This is a genomic window from Streptomyces sp. NPDC030862 (assembly GCF_055571835.1).
In genome coordinates, this window is the sequence record NZ_JBVIEN010000003.1 from 591,659 (window position 1) to 613,787 (window position 22,129).

Genomic DNA, 22,129 nt, shown 5'->3' on the forward strand with positions numbered 1-22,129 from the left:
TCGGACACCTTCGGCTGAGGACGCCTTCGGACGCCCTCCGCTGAGACCGGCCCGCTACCGCCCGGTAGGATCGCACAAACCAGCGAATGACCGGGGGGACATCACTCGTGGGTACACGTGCCGCCGCATCCGGAGGAAGCCGTCGCCGCAAGGGCGGTGGCGGCAGACGGCGCGGCGGCACGCGGCGTGCGCCCGCCCGGCGTTCCGCGGCCCCGAGGATCCTGCTCGCCCTCGGTCTGGTGACCCTCTGCCTCGGCGGCGCCGCCGCCGTGGCGCAGTGGCGGGACGGCGGCACGGACGCCCCGGCCGCCGCAGGCCGCCCCGGGAACGCCGAGAGCCCCCTCGCCCCGCCCGCCGACGCCTTGCCGGCGGCGGAGCCGCCGTCGTCGGGCGCGTCGCCCGACCGGTCCGGCGCCGCCTCGCCGCGCGCGAGCCGCAGCGCCTCGCCCCGCGCCCCCGAGCCGGGGAAGGCCAAGCCCCCGGAGCGGACCCCCGCCGCGGTGCCGTCCTCCGGCGCCGGGACCTTCACCACCGCCCGCACCGGCGGCGACAAGGTCGGCACCGGCCCGCTGCGCCGCTACCGCGTCCAGGTCGAGGACGGCATCGACGGCGTCGGCGGCCTGGAGATCTCCGCCGCCCACGCCGCCCAGGAGATCGAGCGCATCCTCGCGCACCCGCGGGGCTGGGCGGCGCACGGCCGCGGGTCCTTCCAGCTGGTGACGGAGGACGCCGACTTCGTCATCCGGATCGCCAGCCCCGACACCGCCGACGCGCTCTGCGGGGCCCAGGGACTCGACACGGGCGGCGAGCTGAACTGCGAGACCGTCGACGGCGTCGTCGTGAACCTCAAGCGCTGGATGCTCGGCTCGCCCACCTTCACCGGTACCCCGGCCGAGTACCGGCACCTGATCATCAACCACGAGATCGGGCACGAGATAGGCATCCGGCAGCACATGGGCTGCCCGGGCCCCGGACAGCCCGCCCCCGTGATGATGCAGCAGATCAAGGGCCTGGACGGCTGCGTCTCCAACGCCTGGCCCTACGACGAGGACGGCCGGTACCTCACGGGGCCGATCGTGTGAACGAGCCGGTCGTGTCATGATGCGACTGGGGTCGCGCACAGACACCGTGCGGGCGCACGCGTGTGCGATCCCGAGGGGACCGGGGCCCTACCTGCCGGGACACTCGCGAGTGAGCCAAAGGGGCGCGCGCTCAAGCGCCGCGGAGGCGAACCGAGCGCCCAAAAGGGGGGCAGACCGCTACCCGGTAGCACGCATTGACGGAGACAGCGATGTCTACTTCCCCCGATGCCTCCGCGGCCGGTTCGGACACCCCGAACCTGGACTTCGCAGGCACCACGCCGTACGAGGACTACGTCCAGGCGGACGTCCTCACCCACCTCCAGCACCCCCTCTCGGACGATCCGGGAGAGATGGTCTTCCTGGTCACCACCCAGGTCATGGAGCTGTGGTTCACCGTCATCGTCCACGAGTGGGAGACCGCGAGCCGCGCCCTGCGCGAGGACCGCCTCCCCGTGGCGATGGACGCGCTGAAGCGCTCCGTGCGCGAGCTGGAGGCGCTGAACGCCTCCTGGACGCCGCTCGGCCAGCTGACCCCCGCGCAGTTCAACTCCTACCGCAGCGCCCTCGGCGAGGGCTCCGGCTTCCAGTCGGCGATGTACCGGCGGCTGGAGTTCCTGCTCGGTGAGAAGTCCGCGTCGATGCTGGTGCCGCACCGCGGCGCCCCGCGCGTCCACGCCGAGCTGGAGAAGGCGCTGTACGAGCCGAGCCTCTACGACGAGGTGCTGCGGCTCCTCGCGCGGCGCGGCCTGCCGGTGCCGGCGGAGGTCCTCGACCGCGACCTGTCGCAGAAGTACGAGCCGTCGCAGGCCGTCGAGGAGATCTGGGCGAGCGTCTACGCCGACCCCGACCAGAACGGCGAACTGGTGCGCCTCGGCGAGGCGCTGACGGACGTCGCCGAGCTGGTGTGGCGCTGGCGCAACGACCACCTCGTCGCCACACGGCGCGCGATGGGCTCCAAGACGGGCACGGGCGGCTCCGCCGGGGTGGCCTGGCTGGAGAAGCGGGCCCGCAAGAACGTGTTCCCCGAGCTGTGGACGGCGCGCAGTCATGTCTGACCTCACCCACAGGGCGTCGCTGCTGGACGCCAAGGACGAACTCGCGGGACACCGCGAGCTGTTCGCCCTCGACGACGCCGCCGACGGCGCCGTCTACCTCGACGGCAACTCGCTCGGCGCGCTGCCCCGCCACGTGCCCGGTCGCGTGGCCGACGTCATCACCCGCCAGTGGGGCCAGCTGCGCATCCGCTCCTGGGACGAGAGCGGCTGGTGGACCGCGCCCGAGCGGATCGGCGAGCGGATCGCGCCCCTCCTCGGCGCGGCGCCCGGCCAGGTCGTGGTGGGCGACTCGACGAGCGTCAACGTCTTCAAGGCGCTGGTCGGGGCCGTACGGCTGGCCGACGAGGCCCGCGACGAGATTGTGGTCGACGCGACGACGTTCCCCACGGACGGCTACATCGCCGAGTCGGCCGCCCGGATGACCGGCAAGCGGCTGGTGCCGGTCGCGCCCGGCGACGTACCGGCCGCCGTCGGCCCGCGGACGGCCGCCGCGCTCGTCAACCACGTCGACTACCGCACCGGACGCCTCCACGACCTGCCCGGCACCACGGCGGCGATCCACGCCGCCGGCGCCCTCGCCGTGTGGGACCTGTGCCACAGTGCGGGCGCGCTGCCCGTCGGCCTGGACGCGCACGGCGTGGACCTCGCCGTCGGCTGCACGTACAAGTACCTCAACGGCGGCCCCGGCGCGCCCGCGTACCTGTACGTCGCCGAGCGCCACCAGGCGCGCTTCGACTCGCCGCTGCCCGGCTGGACCTCGCACGCCGACCCCTTCGCCATGGAGCCGCGGTACGCGGCGGCCGAGGGCGCGGTGCGCGGGCGCGTCGGCACGCCGGACATCCTCTCCATGCTGGCGCTGGAAGCGGCGCTGGACGTGTGGGACGGGGTGTCGGTCGAGGCCGTACGGGCCAAGAGCCTCGCGCTGACGGACTTCTTCCTGGAGTGCGTGCGCGCGTACGTCCCCGAGGGCCGGCTCACGTCCGTGACGCCGGAGGCGCACGCCGAACGCGGCAGCCAGGTCGCGTTCCGCTGCCCGGACGCCCCCGCGGTGATGAAGGAGCTCATCGCCCGGGGCATCGTCGGCGACCTGCGCCGCCCTGACGTGCTGCGATTCGGCTTCACCCCGCTGTACGTCGGGTTCGCCGACACCGAGCGGGCGGCACGCGTCCTCGCGGACGTGCTTTCGGAGCGTACGGGCTGACGTTCGGCCTTGATCTGCGGGGGCGCCAGTCCTGATACGGTCCCCGCAGGTCAGGCCAATTCGGCCCCGTCACCGAAAGGTTGAGCACCATGCCCGACCCTGCCGCGCGCGCCGCCCGCGACGCCGCCGAGGAGGCCTCGGCCCTGTCGCATCCGGCCGTCGACCCGGACTCCACCGCCGCGTACGGTGACCACCCGGACCAGGTCGTGGACTTCTACGCCCCGCGCGAGGGGGACCGCGCGCCGCTCGTCGTCGTGCTGCACGGCGGGGCGTGGCGGGTGCCGTACGACCGCCGGCACATCACCCCGTTCGCCGCCTACCTGGCGCGGCGCGGCTTCGCCGTCGCCAACGTCGAGTACCGGCGGGGCAGGGACATCCCCGCACAGGGCGGCGCCGGCGGCCCGGTCGCCGGGCGGTGGCCGGAGACCTTCGACGACGTGGCCGCCGCGCTCGACGCCCTGCCCGGGCTCGTACGCGCCCACCTGCCGCAGGCCGACCCGCGCCGTACGGTCGTCACCGGGCACTCGGCGGGCGGCCATCTGGCGCTGTGGGGCGCCGCCCGGCACGTCCTGCCCGCCGGTTCGCCCTGGCGGCTCGACGCGCCGCCCGCGCTGCGCGGCGTCGTCGCCCTCGCGCCCATCGCGCACTTCGAGCGCGCCGTGGAGCTGGACGTGTGCGGCGGTGCGGTGCGCCAACTCCTGGGGACCGGGGAGGACTTCGAGGTGCGTGCCGGGGCGGCCGACCCGGCGGTCCTGCTGCCGACCGGCATCGCCACGGCCGTGGTGCAGGGCCGCGACGACACCGTCGTCCCGCAGGCCGTCGCCGAGGCGTACGTGGACGCGGCGGCCAAGGCCGGCGAGATGGTCGGGCTGACGCTGCTGGACGGCGTGGGCCACTTCCCGCTGATCGACCCGGCGGCGGACGCGTGCGCGGTCGTCGCGGAGGAGATCGCGCAGCTGGCCTGGTGAGCGCCGCGTAGGACCCCGTAGTCCTCAGGGCGGACGCGGCAGGATCCGCATCCAAGGGGACGACCGCGTCCCGTCCCGCGCCTACGGTGGACGGCGTGACCGAGACCAAGACCCGCAGCCCCGAGTTCCGGCTCGCCTTGGGCCTGCTCCAGGGCCTGCGCCGCGAGCTGTTCCACGACGTCCTCGCGTACCGGCTGCTGCCACCCATGGCCACCGACGGCCCGGTGACCCGGCGCCTGCCGGGCCGGATACGCCGGTACGCGGAGTGGACGCCGCACGCGCTGCTGGTGGGCGCGGCGCTGGTCGTGCTGCTGATCGGGGCCGACACGGGGCCGCCCCTGGCCGGCGTCGTGCCCGCTGCGGCCGTCCTGCTGACCCTGGTCAGGCCGCTCGCGGCGTTCTGGCTGTCGCTGGTCTCGGCACCGTTCCTCGGGGTGTTCGGCTCCTTCTGGGGCGGCTGGCCCTGGCCGGCCGCCTCCTGGGCCGCACACCTGATCGTGCTGACCGTCGTGGCCGCCCGGACGCGGCCGCGCACCGCCGCGTGGCTGTGGGTGGTCACCGCGCTGTTCGCGCTCTTCGGTGAGGCGTTCCTGGGTGTCGGCAGAAGCACCAACAACCCGCAGATGCTGTTCGCCGCCGCCCTCGCCCTCCTCGCGGTCACCGTGGTGCACGTGCGCCGTGAGGCCCGGCAGGAGATCACCGCCCAGCAGTCCGTCACCGCGCAGGAGCGGTCCATGCGCACCCTGCTGGAGGAGCGCACCACCATCGCCCGCGAGCTGCACGACGTGGTCGCCCACCACATGTCGGTCGTCGCCATTCAGGCGGAGGCGGCCCCCTACCGCGTCGAGAACCCGCCGCCCGAGCTGGAGCAGGCGTTCGCCACGATCCGCGAGAACGCCGTGGCCGCGCTGACGGAGCTGCGCCGCGTCCTCGGTGTCGTCCGCGCCCAGGACTACGAGGCGCCGGACGCCCCGCAGCCGACCCTCGCCGACCTCGGCGGGCTGGTCGCCAACGTCCGCGACGCCGGGCTCGACGTCGAGTCCACGGTGACCGGCGCGGTGCGCGAGCTGCCGCAGGGCGTGGAGCTGTCGGCGTACCGGATCGTCCAGGAGGCGCTGAGCAACGTGCTGCGGCACGCGCCGGGTGCGTCGGCGAAGGTGGAGGTGGCGTACGTCCTCGGCGGCCTGGGCCTCAGAATCGTGAACGGCCCGGCGCACGGCCTGGTGAAGCCCTCACCGGGAGCGGGGGCAGGAGCGGGAGCGGGAATGGGCGCGGGTCACGGGATCACCGGCATGCGGGAGCGGGTGGCGATGCTGGACGGCGAGATGACCGCCGGGGCGACGGACGACGGCGGCTACGAGGTCGCGGTCTTCCTGCCGGTGCCCGCGGCGAGGGCGGAGGCGGCGTGACCATCCGCGTACTGATCGTCGACGACCAGATGATGGTCCGCGAGGGCTTCTCCGTCCTGCTGAACGCCATGCCCGGCATCGAGGTCGCGGGCGAGGCCGTCAACGGCCGCGAGGCCATCGCGCGGGTCGCGGAGCTGCGTCCGGACGTCGTCCTGATGGACATCCGCATGCCCGAGATGAACGGCATCGACGCGACCCGCGAGATCGTCGCGGCGGACGGCGACGCGAAGGTGCTGGTCCTGACCACCTTCGACCTCGACGAGTACGTGTACCAGGCGCTGCGCGCCGGAGCGTCCGGCTTCCTGCTGAAGGACGCCTCGGCGCGGCAGCTGGCGGACGGCGTCCGGGTGGTGGCGGCGGGCGAGGCGCTGCTCGCGCCGACCGTCACGAAGCGGCTGATCACGGAGTTCGCGCGGCACGCCGAGTCGCCGAGGCTCCCGGCGTCGGCGCAGGTCGGCGACCTGACCGAGCGCGAGACGGAGGTGCTGGTGCTGATCGCGCAGGGCCTGTCGAACGCCGAGATCGCCTCCCGTCTCGTCGTCGCCGAGTCGACGATCAAGACGCATGTGAGCCGGATCCTGGTGAAGCTGGGGCTGCGGGACCGGACGCAGGCGGCGGTGTTCGCGTACGAGGCGAGGCTGGTGACGCCGGGCTGAGCCCTGCGTAAGGTCGGCCCATGGACTTCGACCCGTGGTCCCCGCAGTGCGTCGCCGACCCCTACCCCGCCTACGCGGAGCTCCGTGCCCGGGGGCGGGTGCACTTCTTCGAGCCGAGCCGCCAGTACCTGGTGCCACACCACGCCGATGTCGCCGCCCTGCTGCGGGACCGGCGGCTGGGGCGGACCTACCGGCACCGCTTCACGGACGCGGAGTTCGGGCGTACGCCGCCCCCGGCCGCGCACGAGCCGTTCCACGTCCTGAACGACCACGGGATGCTGGACCTGGAGCCGCCGGACCACACGCGGATCCGGCGGCTGGTGTCGAAGGCGTTCACGCCGCGGACGGTCGAGCGGCTGCGGCCGTACGTCCACCGGCTCGCGGGCGAGCTGGTCGACGGCCTGGTGGCGGAGGGCGGGGGAGACCTGCTGACCGCCGTCGCCGAGCCGCTGCCGGTCGCGGTCATCGCGGAGATGCTCGGCGTCCCGGAGCCGGACCGGGGGCTGCTGCGGCCGTGGTCGGCGGCGATCTGCGGGATGTTCGAGCTGAACCCGTCGGAGGAGACGGCGGCCCGGGCGGTCACGGCGTCGGTCGAGTTCTCCGCGTACCTGCGGGGGCTGATCGCCGAGCGGCGTACGTCGCCGGGTGAGGACCTGATCAGCGCGCTGATCGCCGCGTACGACGAGGGCGACCGGCTCAGTGAGCAGGAGATGGTCTCCACCTGCGTGCTGCTGCTGAACGCGGGCCACGAGGCGACCGTGAACACCACCGTGAACGGCTGGTGGGCCCTGTTCCGCCATCCCGGGCAGCTCGCCGCCCTGCGTGCGGGCGAGGTGGAGTTGTCCACAGCTGTGGAGGAACTCCTCCGCTACGACACCCCGCTCCAGCTCTTCGAGCGCTGGGTGCTGGACGACATCGAGATCGACGGCACCACCCTCCCGCGCGGCAGCGAGGTCGCCCTGCTCTTCGGATCCGCCAACCGCGACCCGGCCGTCTTCGACCGCCCCGACACGCTGGACCTGTCCCGCCGGGACAACCCCCACGTCTCCTTCGGCGCGGGCATCCACTACTGCCTCGGCGCCCCGCTGGCCCGCATCGAGATGGCCGCGTCGATGGCGGCGCTGCTGGAGCGCGCGCCGGGGCTGCGGCTCGTGCGGGAGCCGGAGTGGGGGCCGAACTTCGTGATCCGGGGGCTGAAAGGAATCACGGTGGAGGTCTGATCTGCAGGGGTGAAATCATGGACGGATGTCAACTGCCCTGCGCCGTACCGCCGCTGTCCTCGTTCTGCTCGCCGGAGCAGCGCTCGGCTTCTGGGTCGTCTTCGGGCCGCCCCACGACTGGACGGGCGGCATGCGCCTGCTGAAGTTCGCCCTCGGGCTGACCTCCCTGGGCCTGATATCCGGCAGCGCGTGGCTGATGTTCCCCGGCTCGCCGGAGGACGACGAGGACGACGACACGACGCCCCACCCGATGACGGGCCCGCTGGACGCGCTCTAGGGCCTGTCCCGCCGGCCGCCGCCCGCCTGAGCGTTACGCCGCCGGCAGCATCAGCGACCACGCCGACGGGCGCAGCGTCCACGTACGCGTCCACACCGGGCCGGTGACCAGCGCGTCCGCGCGGTAGCGGAACGACGCGCCCGAGACGGTGACCGCGGCCGCCTCCGCCCGGACCGGCTCCGCCGCCCGGGGGCGTACGACCACCTCGGCGACCCCGTCCCGGGACAGCACCGTCACGCCCTCGACCGGGTCGTCCGGGCCGCACAGGAGCCGCCCGTCGGCCTCGATCCGGAGCCGGTACGTCCGCGTCGCCGGGCCCGGGCGTATGCCCGGCGGCTCGGGGCACCCCGAGGGCGCCGGGCGGACCAGCGTCCGCACCAGCGACCGGCACGCGTCCCACACCGACGGCGGCTCGACCACCGAGAGCCCCGAGGGCCCGGCGGACCCCGCAGGCCCCGCGGGCCCCGCCGGGATGCGCAGCCCCCGCACCACCACGCCGTCGCTGTCGTCGACCAGCAGGTCCAGCCGCCGCGCCGCCCCGTCCAGCACCGCCCGCGCCGCCGCCACCGTGCTCAGCGGCACGCCGAGCGCCCCGGCCAGCTCCACCGTGCCGCGCGGCCCCACCGGGATCACCGACAGGGCCTCCCCGGACAGCTCGCGGCCCCGGTGCAAATGAGCCACCGCCCGCAGCAGCGCCCGGTCGTCCCCGACCACCACCGGGCGGCGCGCGCCGCGCCGGGCCAGGGCGCGGGCGAATTCCTCGGGCCCGTCCGGAAGGCAGATTTTCGCTTCTGCGCCCGCGTGCAGCACATCTTTCGCGATCCGTACGGACTCGCCGTCACTTCGGCGGGCGACCGGGTCGATGACCACCAGGAGCTGGTCGTGAGCCGACACCTCGGTCCTTCCTCGGGTAGTCTCTTTGTGCAAGAGCCCCTTGCGCTATTGCGCCAGGGGCTTCGTCTATTCCGGGGCACACCAACAGGCGGCGTTCACGCCTCCTGACCTTGGACATGCCCCGCCCGGAAGGGGTGTACGCCTGTGCCCGCACTTGTGCTGCTCGGTGCTCAGTGGGGTGACGAGGGCAAGGGAAAGGCCACCGACCTGCTCGGTGGATCGGTTGACTATGTGGTGCGCTACCAGGGTGGCAACAACGCCGGCCATACGGTCGTCGTCGGCGACCAGAAGTACGCGCTGCATCTTCTGCCGTCCGGAATCCTCTCCCCGGGATGCACCCCGGTCATCGGAAACGGCGTCGTCGTCGACCCGGCGGTCCTGCTCTCCGAGCTGAGTGGGCTGAACGAGCGCGGCGTCGACACCTCCAAGCTCCTGATCAGCGGAAACGCCCATCTGATCACCCCGTACAACGTCACCCTCGACAAGGTGACGGAACGGTTCCTCGGCAAGCGGAAGATCGGCACCACCGGCCGCGGCATCGGCCCGACGTACGCCGACAAGATCAACCGCGTCGGCATCCGCGTCCAGGACCTCTACGACGAGTCGATCCTGACGCAGAAGGTCGAGGCGGCGCTGGAGAACAAGAACCAGCTGCTCGCCAAGGTCTTCAACCGCCGCGCGATCGAGGCCGACAAGATCGTCGAGGAGATGCTCGGCTACGCGGAGCAGATCAAGCCGTTCGTCGCCGACACCACGCTGATCCTGAACAACGCCATCGACGAGGGCAAGGTCGTCCTCTTCGAGGGTGGCCAGGGCACGCTGCTCGACGTCGACCACGGCACGTACCCCTTCGTCACCTCCAGCAACCCGACCGCCGGCGGCGCCTGCACCGGTGCGGGCGTCGGCCCGACGAAGATCAGCCGCGTCATCGGCATCCTCAAGGCCTACACGACCCGCGTCGGCGCCGGCCCGTTCCCGACGGAGCTCTTCGACGAGGACGGCGAGGCGCTGCGCCGCATCGGCGGCGAGCGCGGCGTGACCACCGGCCGTGACCGCCGCTGCGGCTGGTTCGACGCGGTCATCGCCCGGTACGCCACCCGCGTCAACGGCCTGACCGACTTCTTCCTCACCAAGCTCGACGTGCTGACGGGCTGGGAGCAGATCCCGGTCTGCGTGGCGTACGAGATCGACGGCAAGCGCGTCGAGGAGCTGCCGTACTCGCAGACGGACTTCCACCACGCGAAGCCGGTCTACGAGTACCTGCCCGGCTGGTCCGAGGACATCAGCAAGGCGAAGACCTTCTCCGACCTGCCGAAGAACGCGCAGGCGTACGTGAAGGCGCTGGAGGAGATGTCCGGCGCGCCGATCTCCGCCATCGGTGTCGGCCCCGGCCGCACCGAGACGATCGAGATCAACTCCTTCCTGTAGGCCCATAGGCCTGTGGGGCCTCATAGGAAGTGCCGGGCGTGGGGGGGGGGGGGGGGGGGGGGGGGGGGGGGGGGGGGGGGGGGGGGGGGGGGGGGGGGGGGGGGCCCCCCCCGGGACCGCGCTCGGAAGTTCGCTCTCAGGACTTCCTCGCGTACCCGCCGGGCTCCACGTCCGCGTTCAGGTGGTAGCGCATCAGCGTCTCCCTGCCGTCGACGCGCTGCATGCGCAGGTACTGCGAGCCGCCCAGCAGGTACGGCTCGCACCCCGCGTCGGAGTCCGGGTCCAGCACCGGCGGGCCGATCACCACCAGGTTGCCGGCGCCGCCGAGGACGGCGGTGCTCGCGCAGTACAGCCGCCTGCCGGTGAGCTCACCGGTCTGCTCGTCCTGCTCCGCGACGTCCTCCCGGAAGTGGACGAGTTGCGCGCCGATCGGGCCCTGGCTGATGACCATCTCGGATCTCTGGAGGTCGCGGCTCTCCTCCGGGAGCTCCTCCTCCGAGATCTCCCCGTACAAGACCTGCTTCCACGTGCCCACCATCGCGGCCGGGACGGCCTCCGGCCCCGCCTTCACCTTCCGGAAGGTGGCCGTCACCGCGCCCGACGTCCAGCGCAGGACGTCCGGGGAGGTGAGCGTGAGCGTCTGGTGGGCGGCCGGAGTGCACGCCTTGGCGGGCACGCTCGTCGTCACGTCGCTCTCGCCGAAGACCACCTTGTTCTCGTCCGCCGAGACGAGCGTGGAACGCCCCATGCACAGCCGCTCGCCGGTGACGTGGACGTACGTCCCCGCCTTCCGGCCCGGCACGCCGGGGCCGATCTGGATGCGGGCGGTCTCGTACGGGATGTCCTGGTTCCCCTTGACGACGCCTTCCCAGGCGCCGTGGAAGGCGGCGGGGATGGCGTTGGGGGTCTCGTACCCGCCCATGGGAGGCGGTGACGACGGGCGGAACCAGGAGACGGGGCCCGCCCCGGCGAGGGTGAGGGCGGTGAGGGTGACGCCGGTGAGGGCGGTGAGCGCGATGGCCCCGACGAGGAGCGGACGGCGTATCCGGCGAGGTGTGCGCGGCGCGGGGGTCGGCGGTGTCGCGCCGTCCCCGTCCTCGTCCAGCAGCCGGGCGGCGATGCGGCCGAGCTGGGCCAGCAGCCCCGCCGGCAGCCACGGCTCGGCGGTCTCGACGTGCGCCGCCAGCCATGCGGCGGTCGGCCGGTCCGCCGGATCCTTGGCCAGGCAGCCGCGTACGAGCTCGTCGAGCTCGGCGGGCAGCCCGGTGAGGTCGGGCTCGTCGTGCGCGATGCGGAACATCATGGCGTGCACGCCGCTGGCGGCCGTGCCGAAGGGCGCCAGGCCGGTCGCCGCGTACGCCAGGACCGAGCCGAGGCAGAAGATGTCGGAGGCGGCGGTGATCCGTTCGCCGCGCACCTGCTCGGGTGACATGTAGCCCGGCGACCCGACGACCGCGCCGGTGCCGGTGAGGCCGCTGTCGGTGACGGTGTCGACGGCGCGCGCGATGCCGAAGTCGATGATGCGGGGCCCGTCGACCGTGAGCAGGATGTTGGCGGGCTTCAGGTCCCGGTGGACCAGCCCGGCGGCGTGGATGTGCTCCAGGGCCCGGGCCAGTCCGGCGGCCAGCGAGCGTACGGACTCCGGGGGCAGCGGCCCGTACTCGTCGCCGACCACCGTACGCAGGGACGGCCCGGCGACGTACCCGATCGCCACCCAGGGCGCCTCCGCCCCGGTGTCCGCGCCGAGCACGGGTGCGGTGCCGGCCCCGCCGACCCGCTCCAGCGCGGCGACCTCGCGCGCGAAGCGGCGTCGGAACTCGTCCTGCGCGGCGAGCTCGGCGTGCACGACCTTGACGGCGACGGTGCGCCCACCGGCCGACCGGGCGAGGTAGACGCGCCCCATGCCACCGGACCCGAGCCTGCCAAGCAGGCGGAACGGGCCGATCTGGACGGGGTCGTCACCAGTCAGAGGCATCACGTGAACAGAGCATGCCAGAGGCCGTACGGGGGGCCGCCGGGCGCCGTCGTGTCACAGAGCGGCGGGCTGTCTCGTCCCGTGGATGCAGGCACCGATGACCGCTCACCACACGAGGAGCACACGATGAACGCGCGACTGGACTACTTCGCCGGCCCGACCACCGGCAAGGTCCTCAAGCACTTCATATCGGCGGGCAAGGCGCTCAAGGAGTCGCCGCTGCCGCCCGCGACGCAGGAGCTGGTGGCGCTGCGCGTGAGCCAGATCAACGGCTGCGCCCTGTGCGTCGACATGCACACCAAGGACGCCGCCGCAGCCGGTGAGACCCCGGTACGGCTGGCCCTGGTGGCGGCGTGGCGGGAGGCCACGGTCTACACCGAGGCCGAGCGCGCCGCCCTGGAGCTGGCGGAGCAGGGGACCCGGGTCGCGGACGGGGCTGGCGGGGTCGACGACGAGGTGTGGGCGCGGGCCGCCAAGCACTACGACGAGGAGCAGCTCGCCGCGCTGGCGCTGCTGGTGTCCCTCATGAACACGGCGAACCGGCTGAACGTCATCAACCGGCAGCCGGCCGGGGACTACGTGGCCGGGCAGTTCCACTGACCCCGGAAACGGGCCGTTGACCGCGAGGGGGGAGCAGGCGTGAGCAAGGTCGAGGAGTTCGAGGAGCTGCGGCCGCTGTTGTTCTCGATCGCCTACCGCATCCTGGGCAGCGTGAGCGAGGCCGAGGACGCCGTGCAGGAGGCGTGGCTGCGGTACGACGCCTCGGCGACGCGGCCCGCGTCGGCCAAGTCGTTCCTGTCCACCACGGTGACGCGAATCGCGATCGACGTGCTCCGCTCCGCCCGGGTGCGGCGGGAGGAGTACGTCGGGCCGTGGTTCCCCGAGCCGTTGCTCGACGACCCGTACGAGGACCCGGAACGCGCGGCGGAGCTGTCGGACTCGGTGTCGATGGCGTCGCTGCTGCTCCTGGAGCGGCTCAGTCCGCTGGAGCGGTCGGTGTTCCTGCTGCGTGAGGTGTTCGCCTTCGGGTTCGACGAGGTCGCCGCGGCCGTGGGCCGTTCGGAGGCCGCCTGCCGACAGCTGCTCGTACGGGCGCGGCGGCACATGCGGGAAGGGCGGCCCCGGTTCGCGGCGGACCGGCAGGAGCGGCAGGAGCTGGCGGCGCGGTTCTTCGACGCGCTGAAGGACGGCGACATGGGCGGGCTGCGGGATCTGCTGGCCGCCGACGTCCAGTTGGTCGGGGACGGCGGCGGCAAGGCCCCGCAGCTGGCCAGGGCCATCGTGGGCGCCGAGAACGTGGCCCGGCTGCTCGTCTCCGTCTACCCGCAGATGGCCCTGGTCGACGTGACGTTCGAGCCGCAGGAGGTGAACGGCCAGCCGGGGGCGGTCTTCCGCGACCGCGACGGCGGGGTCCTCAACATCTGGACCCTCGACGTGCTCGACGGGCGGATCCAGGCCATCCGCGCGGTCCTCAACCCCGACAAGCTCCGCCACCTCGGTCCGGTGGGCGACGCCTGGGCCGTCGAGCGCGAGGCGAGGGAGGTACGGCGGCGGCAGAACTGACGTGTGCCGGAGGGGCGGCTGCCGCTGGGCGGCCGCCCCACGTGTAGGACATGGTCCGACCTAGGGGGTGGTTACGGTCACCGACCAAGCGCCTCCCCGCGTGCGAGCCGGGTGGAGGTGTGTCACAACGGGTGTAAGCCCCAGCCCCCAGTCGCCCAGGAGTCCTCCGTGCCCTTCGTTCCTTGCATCAGCGTGTCCGACACGGCCGCCAGCCTCGCCTTCTACAAGAAGCTGGGCTTCGACGCCGACTCCAGCACCTCGCGCCCGGGGGACGACATCCACATGCTCCTCCACAAGGGGGAGTTCTGCGGGATGATCTACAGCAACGCCGACCTCAAGCGGTGGCTCCCCGTCCTCCAGGACCAGCCCGTCGGGTTCGCGGGCATGTTCTACTTCGCCGTCGACGACCTCGACGCCTTCTACGCGCACGCCTCCCAGCACGCCGAAGTCGTCAAGGAGATGTCCAGCGACCACACGGGTCAGCGCCTGTTCTACATCCGGGACATCGACGGCTACGTCATCGGCTTCAACGACAAGGCCGCACTCCAGGCCAGCGACCTCGGCCAGTACGCCGAGTGAAGCAGTACGCCGAGTGAACGGGGCCCGGCACCGAGGAACACCACCCCGACCGCCGTCGAAGATCACGGCCGCGACCCCCGCCATCGCCGCGATGTTCATGACCCCGAGCGGTACGAGGATCACCATCAGCCCCCAGCAGCAGCCGACGCAGTACAGCCCGTGGTGCGCCCCCACCCAAGCACATCACCTTCGACTGTCGGGCCCCGACGGAGTTGAGCGCACGGACGCGGAGCCCGTGCGATGCGCGCCCGGGCCCCGTACCGGTGGTGCCGTGGCCTGCCTAGCCTGCCTACCGTTGCCCGCCTACCGTTCCAGCAGCTCCTTGAGGTGCTGCTCGTTCTTCGGCATCTCCTTCTTCGCGCGAGGGCGTATGACGAGGGGTACGAGCACCTTGCCCATCCCGTGCGACTCGAAGTCCAGGTCGAGCGTCACGCGCGACCGCTCCCCGTCGCCCACCGGCTCGACCGTGCCCTTCACATGACCACGGACCGGGCCGTCGACGCCGTCCATACGGAAGCTCCTCGGCGGGTCGAACTCGCTCATCTCCATGGTCATCGGCATCCGCCGACGGCCGACCTGCCGGGTCACCATGACGCGCGACCCCACGCCCACGGGGGCGTCGCCGACCGGGGTGGCCGCTACGGCGCTCTCCTGCCATTCGGGCAGGTGAGTGGGGTCGGTCAGGTAGGCGAAGACGTCCTCGGGACGACGGGCGATCTCGACACTTTCCTTGATCGAGGACATGTCGCCCCCTTTCGGGTGGTTTGTCCTACGGACAACCCTACTCGGCCCACTCCAGGAGGGTGCTCCAGGCGCTGGGCGCGACGGCGAACGCGGCACCTCCGGTGCTCACCGGCTGTCCCGGACATGTCCGGGACACGAGGACCGGGCCCACAGGGCGCCTGGGACGCCTACCGTCCCAGGCCATGGACACAACACGCAGGACGTTACTCCGCGGCCTGGCCGCCGCCCCGCTCGCGGCAGCGGCGGGCGGGCTGCTCGTTCCCGAGACGGCGTTCGCGGCGGCGGGCCGGCAGAAGGTCGAGCGGCTGACCGGGCCGAAGAGCGGGCCGACGTACGCCGAGGTGATCCGGCAGCTGAACGAGCGCGCCGCCGGAGAGCTGGGGAGGAGGCAGGGGCTCTGGCGGGTCCCGCTCGCCACGCTGCTGGACTCGCCGCCGGAGCGGACCGGGAAGCGGATCACCCGCGTCTCCTACCCGACCGCGGCGCTGCGGCCTCCGGCGAGGCGCATCCCCCGGCTCGCGCACGGGTTCCGGTGGCATCCCGACGACTTCAACACCCTGCACTGGCGGCCGCAGGGCATCACCACCAACTACGACGCCGTGGGCGGGCGTCCCGCCCGCAGGGTCCTGATCGTCTCGTGGGACGCCCACAAGGCGGCGCGCCCCGAAGGCACGCGCCTGAGCGTCGTCGAGATCGGCTCCTCCGGCGAGGCCAGGTACCGGCATGTGCTGCTGGCGGAACCGGCGCTCGACGGCGAGAAGGGCCCGAACCCCAGCTTCAACCCCATCCACACGCACGCGGGCGCCGTGGCCTGGTACCGCAACCTGCTGTACGTCGCCGAGAGCGCGGAGGGCCGGCGCGGACTGCGCGTCTTCGACGTGGACAACATCTTCGGGGTCCGCACCGACGCCGCGAGCCAGGGCCGCTTCGGCTTCGAGGACGGCCGGTACAGCGCCGACGGCTACGCCTACGTCATCCCGCAGGTGGCCGTGTACCAGGACGTGGACCAGGAGGACCAGGACGCCTTCACGTACTCCCAGGTCGCCCTGGACCGGTCCGGCTCCACGCACCGGCTGGTGGTGAGCGAGTACCGCGGGGACGGAAGCCAGCCGAGGCCGCGCATCGCCCGGTTCGACCTGGACAAGTCGACCGGGCTGCTGGCCCGGCACACGTCGAGTGTCCCGCTGGTGTACACCGGTCCCAAGTCGGTGCAGGGCGCGGTGTCCGTGAAGGGCACGTACTACGTGACCACGAGCCACTCCGCCAAGGGCAACGGACAGCTGCACCGGTGGCGGGCCCGACCCCGGACGTGGGAGTTCCCGCCGGGCATCGAGGACGTCAGCTACGACGCGCGCGACGACGTGCTCTGGACGCTGTGCGAGTACGCGAAGGGCGACCAGGAGTCCGGCAAGGACCCGAGCGTCTACGACACCCGTTACGTGTACGGCATGCAGTTGTAGGCGGCCCGGCCACCCCGGCCCCCCGGCATGCCGTGGTGGCCCAGAGCCGCGAACGGGCTTCCTTGTTCGCGGAGTTGGAGCAGGCCCAGCGCCGGCTGTCCGAGGCGCACCAGCGCCAGGGCGCCTCGGACGAGCGGGAGCGCATGGCGCGCGAGATCCACGACACGCTGGCGCAGGGCTTCGCGTCGATCGTCGTCCTCGCCGAAGCCGCGCGGGCCGGGCTCGCCGCGGATCCGCGACGCAACGCCCAGCAGCTGCGCTCCATCGAGAGCACGGCCCGCGAGAACCTCGCCGAGGCCCCCGACGGCCGCCGGGCCCTGGAACTCGTCGCGCGGTACGAGCCCGACGTGGCTCTGATCGACCTGCGGATGCCCGTCCTCGACGGCGTCGCCACCACGACCGAGATCGCCGCCCGCCACCCCGGCACGCGGGTCCTGATCCTCACGACGTACGACACCAACGCCCAGATCGGCGCCCGCCTGTGCATCGCGGAGGCCACGGTGAAGACCCACCTGCTGCGCCTCTTCGCCAAACTGGACGTCAACGACAGCACGCGCGCGGTGGTCGTGGCGCTGGAGAGGGGCCTGCTGCGCCGGCCGTCGTAGGGCTACGGCTTGCCGGGGGACCGCTCGGCACAACGGCCGAGCCATTCCGGGGTGCCGCCCCCGCCCGGGCGAAGCGCGGCCGCCTCGGTTGGCGGCCGGCCGGGGTGGGCCGCCCTTACGCCCGGGCGCAGGTGTGGATGGTCATGCTGCTGGGCTCGATGTGCCGGATGCGCAGGACGCCGTCCTTCTTGTTGTAGTTCACATCCAGCTGCTGCCCGCTGTCGCCCGGATAGCCCGGCGGTTGCCACGGCAGGAACAGCGACACCGAGTCCCCGACCGTCGCCGGCACGTTCTCGGCGGCAGCCTCGTCGGTCTCCCCGTCGGCCCCCTCGCTCCCGAAGTGCTCGGGCACCCGCAGCACCAGCCTCCCGCCCCGCAGCGCCCAGGTCCCCTTGTCCGACTTCCCCTGTCCGTAGTCCAGCGTCCAGGTGCCGTCACCGATGGTGGCGGCGTACGAGAACGTCTCGCCGGACGCCGTCTCCGAGGTGATCTTCCAGTTCCCGCGTACGAAGGCGGCGAGGCTGTTCCCGACGACCCCGACGACCCCGGCGGCCCCGGTCGGCTTCGCCGCGGTCGGCGACGGACTGCCCTTCCCGGCCGTGCCGCTCCCTGTCTTGTCCGCTTTCTCCTCACCGCCCTTGCAGGCGGCGAGCAGCGAGGCGCCGACCCCGACGGCGAGGTAGCGCAGGGCGGTACGACGCCCGACCATTCGGGAGACGGCACGCAGCATGTCCAGACTCATCATTTCCCCGTTCATGCCAAACAGTTGATCGGTTGCGAGCCTAGTGGTGACCGACGGTTGTCAGTGCCCGGCTCCAGGGTGACGCGCATCGACACCCGCCGGGCCTCGGCCACGGTGCACCCCCGGCGACCAATTGCTCCTCTACACCGACGGCGTGACGGAGACCCGCGACCACAGGGGCGAGTTCTTCCCCCTCCCGGAGTGGATGGGCGAGCAGGACCTGATGTCGCCCCGCGAGCTGCTCGACCGGCTGCACCGCGACCTGCTCCACTACAGCGGCGGAAGGCTCGACGACGACATCGCGGCCCTCGCGCTGCGGTGCGCCAGAGCTGTGCGAGGCCGGTACCGCATGGATTGGCTGTCCCTCCCTCGCCCCGGGCGACAGCCCGAACGCCGGCCCCCGGCTCCCGGCGTGCCACCTCCTGGGCGTGCGCGGTGTCCTCCGCCCCAGCTCAGGGGCGCCGGCGGCGGGATGTCAGCCCCTTACACGCTCCGACAGTGGGACGACAGAGCCCCTCTCTAGTGTCTTTCCTGTCGGCCGCGGACGGGTGGTCCGGCGGTGCACGAACAAAGGATTCCAAGAGTGTCGGCGGGGAACCGCCGTGCTCTTGACAGGGGGGTTACCTGCCGATGACGGTGTTCACAAGTACCTTTGCGCCCGGTGTACGGGAGCTCGGGTTCGTTCAGTCTGTCGACCGGCGCCTGCTTCATCGGCGGGCGCTGTCGGAAGTGTTCCTCACCGACACCTCGGCCGTGGACGGGCAGCGCTTTCTCGCGGCTGCCCAACTTCCCTCCTCTCACGCGTACTTCACCGATCACCTCGGCCACACGGTCGTTGACCCGGTGCTGCTCCTGGAGTGCGCCCGGCAGGCCGAGACCTACGGTGCGCACACCCACCTCGGCGTCGACGGCGACACGAAGTTCGTCCTGCAGTCGTGGTCCATGAAGCTGCCCGGCCTGTTCGCCGCCCACTCCGGCGACCCGGCGGAGCTGACGATGCAGGTCACCAACGACCGGCCCGCCGACGCGACCGCGCCCGCCCGGTCCGTCACGTACGAGATTCGCTTCCTGCTCTCCGGAGAGGAGATCGGCGAGGTGCGCATGGCGGTCGGCTACCTGTCCTCGGGGACGTACTCCTTCGTCCGGTCGAAGCGGCGCGGCAGCCCGCCCGTCTCGTCCGACGACATCGCGACCATCCCGGCAACGGTCGCCCCTCATGACCTCGGGCGCACCGACCCGGTCAACGCCCTGCTCATCGACCCCGTGCGCGACGGTGACGGAATTTCCGCGGGCGTACGGATCCCCAACGACAACCCGAGCATGTTCGACCATGCGCAGGACCATCTGCCGGGCATGGTGCTCACCGAGGCCGCGCGGCAGGCCGCACTGCTCGCCGGCGCCCGGCTCCTCGGCCGGCCCGCCGACGCGACCACGCTGGTCGGGTTCGACCTCGGCTTCGCCAAGTTCGCCGAACTCGACGCGCCGACCACGGTCAGCGCGGTCCCCGAGCACGGCCGTGACGGATCCCAGAGCTTCCGGATCGGTTTTATGCAGAGCGGCGAGGAGATCGCCTCCGGCACCGTGGAGACCACGGCCGTTCCCGCGTCGCACCGGAGTGCGCGGTGAGTGGACGTGCGGCGGTTCTCGTGGGGCTCGGCGGCTGGCTGCCGCCGACGCGGATCACCAACGACGACCTCGCCCGGCAGCTCGACACCACCGATGAGTGGATCACGACCCGTACCGGGATCCGGCAGCGGTTCGTGGTGCCACCGGGTCTGTCCACCTCGGACATCGCAGTCGAGGCGGGGGCCAGGGCGCTCGCCTCCGCGGGTACGGACTCGGTGGACCTGCTTGTTCTCGCCACGAGCACTCCGGACCACCCGTGCCCGGCCACGGCGCCCGAAGTGGCCAGCCGGCTCGGCCTCGGGGAGATACCCGCGTTCGATGTCGCCGCAGTGTGCACGGGGTTCGTGTACGCGCTGGCGACCGCGTCGAGCATGATTCGGGCGGGGATCGCCGACAGTGCCCTGGTGATCGGCGCGGACACCTTCTCCACCATTCTCGACCCCGAGGACCGTACGACCAGGGCGATCTTCGGGGACGGCGCGGGGGCAATGGTGCTGCGCGCCGGACACATGGGGGAGAGCGGTGCGCTGCTCGGCTTCGACCTGGGCAGTGACGGCTCCCAGGCCGATCTGATCACCGTGCCGGGCGGTGGGTCGGAGCACCGCTCGAAGGGACTTGCCGCGCCGGGCGACGAGTTCTTCACCATGCAGGGCCGTTCGGTGTTCCGTAACGCTGTGACGCGGATGAGCGAGTCGTCCCGGCGGCTGGCGAAACAGCTCGGCTGGCCCCTCGAGTCCATCGACCGGCTCGTCGCCCACCAGGCCAACGTCCGCATCCTGACCGCCGTGGGCAGCGAACTCGGGCTCCCCGAGGGGAAGCTGGTCATCAACCTCGACCGGGTCGGCAACACCGTTGCCGCCTCCATACCGCTGGCGCTGGTCGACGCCGTGCACACGGGCTCGGTCGCACCGGGCCACCGGGTGGTGCTCTGCGGCTTCGGTGGAGGCCTCACCTGGGGGGCCGCGGCCCTGGAGCTGCCCGAGGTGTTCGTCGAACCACTGCCGGGCCTTGCCGCGCCGGCTGAACCCGCCTGCGTGAAGTAACCCCGCGTGCGCGGAGCGACCCGCCCGCGCGATGCGACCCACACAAGCCAAGCAAGGAAGAAGGCGTCATCATGAGCGCTGTACAGGAAAAGCTGACCGGTCTGCTCGTCTCCCAGCTCGGCGTGCCCGCCGCGAAGATCGAGCCGGGGATCGCCTACAAGGACCTCGCCCTCGACTCGCTCGCGCTGATCGAGCTGACCATGCTCATCAACAGGGAGCTGGGGATCGACCTCAGCGACGACGTTCTCCAGGGCGAGACGACCATAGGGGACACCGTCGAGCTGATCGAGGCCGAGGGCGTACGCGCGTGACCCTCCCGCCGAAGGGGGCCGTGGCGATCACGGGCATGGGACTCGTGACCGCCGCCGGCCTCGACGCGAAGACGAGCTGGCAGCGCGTGTGCTCCGGCCGGCCGACCGCTGCCTCCGACCCCGGACTCGCCGGGCTCCCTGTCGACTTCTCCTGCCGCGTACCCGGCTTCGATGCCGGAGCGCTGCTCGGGCCGGGCAACGCCTGGCGGCTCGACCGCTTCACGCAGCTGGCGATCGTCGCCGCCCGCCAGGCGGTGTCCGACGCGGGCCTCGACCCGGAGAGCTGGGACGGCACACGGGTGGGCGTCATCATCGGCAACTCGCTGGGTGGCACGGCGACGTGGGAGCAGCAGCACCGCAGGTTCCTGGAGGACGCGCCGAAGAGTGTCTCACCGCTGATGATCCCCATGGGGATGTCCAACATGGTCGCCGGCCAGCTGGCCATCGATGTCAAGGCGTTCGGGCCGAGCATGGTCACGGCCACGGCCTGCGCGTCCGGGTCCAACGCCATCGGCCTGGCCCGGGACCTGCTGCGGTCCGGCACCTGCGACGTGGTGCTCGCCGGTGGCGCCGAGGCCGCCCTGACCCCCGCGACCATCACCGGCCTGACCCGGATGGGCGGCCTCTCGGGGCGGCGCGAGGACCCGGGCGCCGCGTCACGGCCGTTCGACGCGGCACGCGACGGCTTCGTCGCGGGAGAGGGCGCCGGGATCCTCGTACTGGAGCGGCCCGCGGACGCGCGGGCGCGCGGTGCCTCGGTCTATGCCAACGTCATCGGCTTCGGCTCGTCGACGGACGCGTACCACGCCACCGCGCCCGACCCGAGCGGGGCCGGGATGGAGCGAGCCCTGCGCGCCGCCCTCGCCGACGCGGGTGTCGGAACGGACGATGTGGACCACGTCAACGCGCACGGCACCTCCACCCCGCTCAACGACGTCACCGAGGGCCGCGTGCTGCGCCGGGTCCTGGGGGAGCGCCCGCTGGTCACCTCGACCAAGGGCGTCACGGGGCACGCACTCGCCGCCGCGGGCGCCATCGAAGCCGCCTTCACCGCGCTGGCGCTGCGCGACGGAGTCGTCCCGCCGACGGCCAATCTCACTCAGCTCGACCCCGAGATCGACCTCAACATCACGACGGGTGCGGCGGCGGAGACCGATCTGGAGGTCGCCGTGAGCACGTCACTCGGTTTCGGCGGCCACAACGCCGCACTCGTCTTCGCGGCCGTTTGAGATCCGTGGCTGTTCGCGAACAGCCGGCGGCTGGCGCGCGGTTCACGGCTGATTGAAAACAC

At 72.5% G+C, this 22,129-nt stretch carries 22 protein-coding genes and 3 pseudogenes; 20 read left to right on the plus strand and 5 right to left on the minus strand.

Annotated elements, in window-relative coordinates:
- The first annotated feature begins 107 nt into the window (after positions 1-107).
- The 8 genes from ACZ42X_RS10760 (at position 108) to ACZ42X_RS10795 (ending at position 7,868) form a co-directional block, all read left to right on the plus strand.
- Entirely contained in the window at positions 108-1,082 is a 975-nt protein-coding gene (locus ACZ42X_RS10760; protein WP_468286807.1) for a DUF3152 domain-containing protein, read from the plus strand.
- 209 nt (positions 1,083-1,291) lie between these two features.
- Positions 1,292-2,137: a tryptophan 2,3-dioxygenase gene (kynA, locus tag ACZ42X_RS10765; protein WP_468286810.1), complete on the plus strand. Its 846-nt coding sequence runs from the start codon at positions 1,292-1,294 to the stop codon at positions 2,135-2,137.
- Entirely contained in the window at positions 2,130-3,338 is a 1,209-nt protein-coding gene (gene kynU / locus ACZ42X_RS10770) for a kynureninase (RefSeq protein WP_468286813.1), read from the plus strand. The genes kynA and kynU overlap by 8 nt, the downstream gene beginning before the upstream one ends.
- Before the next feature lie 89 nt (positions 3,339-3,427).
- The gene (locus tag ACZ42X_RS10775) at positions 3,428-4,306 is read left to right on the plus strand and encodes an alpha/beta hydrolase family protein (RefSeq protein ID WP_468286816.1); all 879 of its coding nucleotides are present in this window, start codon (positions 3,428-3,430) and stop codon (positions 4,304-4,306) included.
- Positions 4,307-4,392: 86 nt separating this feature from the next.
- A complete protein-coding gene (locus tag ACZ42X_RS10780; protein ID WP_468286819.1) occupies positions 4,393-5,715 on the plus strand; it encodes a sensor histidine kinase in 1,323 nt (440 codons plus the stop codon).
- Positions 5,712-6,371, plus strand: a complete 660-nt coding sequence (locus ACZ42X_RS10785) for a response regulator (RefSeq protein ID WP_468286822.1) — start codon at positions 5,712-5,714, stop codon at positions 6,369-6,371. Before ACZ42X_RS10780 ends, ACZ42X_RS10785 begins: the two co-directional genes overlap by 4 nt.
- A gap of 20 nt (positions 6,372-6,391) precedes the next feature.
- Positions 6,392-7,591, plus strand: coding sequence for a cytochrome P450 (locus tag ACZ42X_RS10790; RefSeq protein WP_468286824.1), 1,200 nt, complete (start codon positions 6,392-6,394; stop codon positions 7,589-7,591).
- Positions 7,592-7,616: 25 nt separating this feature from the next.
- A complete protein-coding gene (locus ACZ42X_RS10795) occupies positions 7,617-7,868 on the plus strand; it encodes a hypothetical protein (protein ID WP_468286827.1) in 252 nt (83 codons plus the stop codon).
- Between the two features lie 33 nt (positions 7,869-7,901).
- Here ACZ42X_RS10795 and ACZ42X_RS10800 read toward each other — a convergent pair whose 3' ends face one another.
- The gene (locus ACZ42X_RS10800) at positions 7,902-8,762 is read right to left on the minus strand and encodes a diacylglycerol kinase family protein (RefSeq protein WP_468286830.1); all 861 of its coding nucleotides are present in this window, start codon (positions 8,760-8,762) and stop codon (positions 7,902-7,904) included.
- A 144-nt stretch (positions 8,763-8,906) separates the two neighbouring features.
- Here ACZ42X_RS10800 and ACZ42X_RS10805 point away from each other — a divergent pair, with 144 nt between their 5' ends.
- Positions 8,907-10,190, plus strand: a complete 1,284-nt coding sequence (locus tag ACZ42X_RS10805; RefSeq protein WP_361426121.1) for an adenylosuccinate synthase — start codon at positions 8,907-8,909, stop codon at positions 10,188-10,190.
- Between the two features lie 136 nt (positions 10,191-10,326).
- On the opposite strand, the gene ACZ42X_RS10810 is transcribed toward ACZ42X_RS10805, so the two are convergent.
- Entirely contained in the window at positions 10,327-12,165 is a 1,839-nt protein-coding gene (locus ACZ42X_RS10810; protein ID WP_468286834.1) for a serine/threonine-protein kinase, read from the minus strand.
- A 126-nt stretch (positions 12,166-12,291) separates the two neighbouring features.
- Here ACZ42X_RS10810 and ACZ42X_RS10815 point away from each other — a divergent pair, with 126 nt between their 5' ends.
- From ACZ42X_RS10815 to ACZ42X_RS10825, 3 genes are all read left to right on the plus strand, one after another.
- Positions 12,292-12,765, plus strand: coding sequence for a carboxymuconolactone decarboxylase family protein (locus ACZ42X_RS10815; protein ID WP_468286837.1), 474 nt, complete (start codon positions 12,292-12,294; stop codon positions 12,763-12,765).
- Between the two features lie 39 nt (positions 12,766-12,804).
- Positions 12,805-13,728, plus strand: coding sequence for an RNA polymerase sigma-70 factor (locus ACZ42X_RS10820; RefSeq protein WP_468286840.1), 924 nt, complete (start codon positions 12,805-12,807; stop codon positions 13,726-13,728).
- Positions 13,729-13,896: 168 nt separating this feature from the next.
- On the plus strand, positions 13,897-14,307 hold the full coding sequence (locus tag ACZ42X_RS10825) for a VOC family protein (protein WP_468286843.1): 411 nt from the start codon (positions 13,897-13,899) through the stop codon (positions 14,305-14,307).
- Positions 14,308-14,364: 57 nt separating this feature from the next.
- Here the strand turns inward: ACZ42X_RS10825 and ACZ42X_RS10830 are convergent.
- A pseudogene (locus ACZ42X_RS10830) lies at positions 14,365-14,481 on the minus strand (copper chaperone); the annotation flags it as partial.
- A 129-nt stretch (positions 14,482-14,610) separates the two neighbouring features.
- Positions 14,611-15,051 (minus strand): SRPBCC family protein, encoded by a 441-nt coding sequence (locus ACZ42X_RS10835; RefSeq protein WP_361426103.1) that lies wholly within the window; start codon positions 15,049-15,051, stop codon positions 14,611-14,613.
- Between the two features lie 182 nt (positions 15,052-15,233).
- Here ACZ42X_RS10835 and ACZ42X_RS10840 point away from each other — a divergent pair, with 182 nt between their 5' ends.
- The 3 genes and pseudogenes from ACZ42X_RS10840 (at position 15,234) to ACZ42X_RS10850 (ending at position 17,116) form a co-directional block, all read left to right on the plus strand.
- Positions 15,234-16,511 carry a hypothetical protein gene (locus ACZ42X_RS10840; protein WP_468286847.1) on the plus strand — a complete coding sequence of 426 codons (1,278 nt, stop codon included), beginning with the start codon at positions 15,234-15,236 and terminating at the stop codon, positions 16,509-16,511.
- Positions 16,512-16,537: 26 nt separating this feature from the next.
- Positions 16,538-16,969: pseudogene (locus tag ACZ42X_RS10845) on the plus strand (response regulator); the annotation flags it as partial.
- A gap of 9 nt (positions 16,970-16,978) precedes the next feature.
- A complete protein-coding gene (locus ACZ42X_RS10850) occupies positions 16,979-17,116 on the plus strand; it encodes a LuxR C-terminal-related transcriptional regulator (protein WP_468287491.1) in 138 nt (45 codons plus the stop codon).
- A gap of 115 nt (positions 17,117-17,231) precedes the next feature.
- On the opposite strand, the gene ACZ42X_RS10855 is transcribed toward ACZ42X_RS10850, so the two are convergent.
- Positions 17,232-17,873 (minus strand): hypothetical protein, encoded by a 642-nt coding sequence (locus ACZ42X_RS10855; protein ID WP_468286850.1) that lies wholly within the window; start codon positions 17,871-17,873, stop codon positions 17,232-17,234.
- Positions 17,874-17,979: 106 nt separating this feature from the next.
- Here ACZ42X_RS10855 and ACZ42X_RS10860 point away from each other — a divergent pair.
- The 5 genes and pseudogenes from ACZ42X_RS10860 to ACZ42X_RS10880 form a co-directional block, all read left to right on the plus strand.
- Positions 17,980-18,177 (plus strand): annotated as a pseudogene (locus tag ACZ42X_RS10860) (SpoIIE family protein phosphatase); the annotation flags it as partial.
- Between the two features lie 311 nt (positions 18,178-18,488).
- The gene (locus ACZ42X_RS10865) at positions 18,489-19,484 is read left to right on the plus strand and encodes an AfsA-related hotdog domain-containing protein (RefSeq protein ID WP_468286853.1); all 996 of its coding nucleotides are present in this window, start codon (positions 18,489-18,491) and stop codon (positions 19,482-19,484) included.
- On the plus strand, positions 19,481-20,527 hold the full coding sequence (locus tag ACZ42X_RS10870; protein WP_468286856.1) for a beta-ketoacyl-ACP synthase III: 1,047 nt from the start codon (positions 19,481-19,483) through the stop codon (positions 20,525-20,527). The genes ACZ42X_RS10865 and ACZ42X_RS10870 overlap by 4 nt, the downstream gene beginning before the upstream one ends.
- A 71-nt stretch (positions 20,528-20,598) precedes the next feature.
- Positions 20,599-20,838, plus strand: coding sequence for an acyl carrier protein (locus tag ACZ42X_RS10875; protein ID WP_468286859.1), 240 nt, complete (start codon positions 20,599-20,601; stop codon positions 20,836-20,838).
- Between the two features lie 20 nt (positions 20,839-20,858).
- Positions 20,859-22,067, plus strand: a complete 1,209-nt coding sequence (locus ACZ42X_RS10880) for a beta-ketoacyl-[acyl-carrier-protein] synthase family protein (protein ID WP_468287494.1) — start codon at positions 20,859-20,861, stop codon at positions 22,065-22,067.
- Positions 22,068-22,129: the final 62 nt, after the last annotated feature.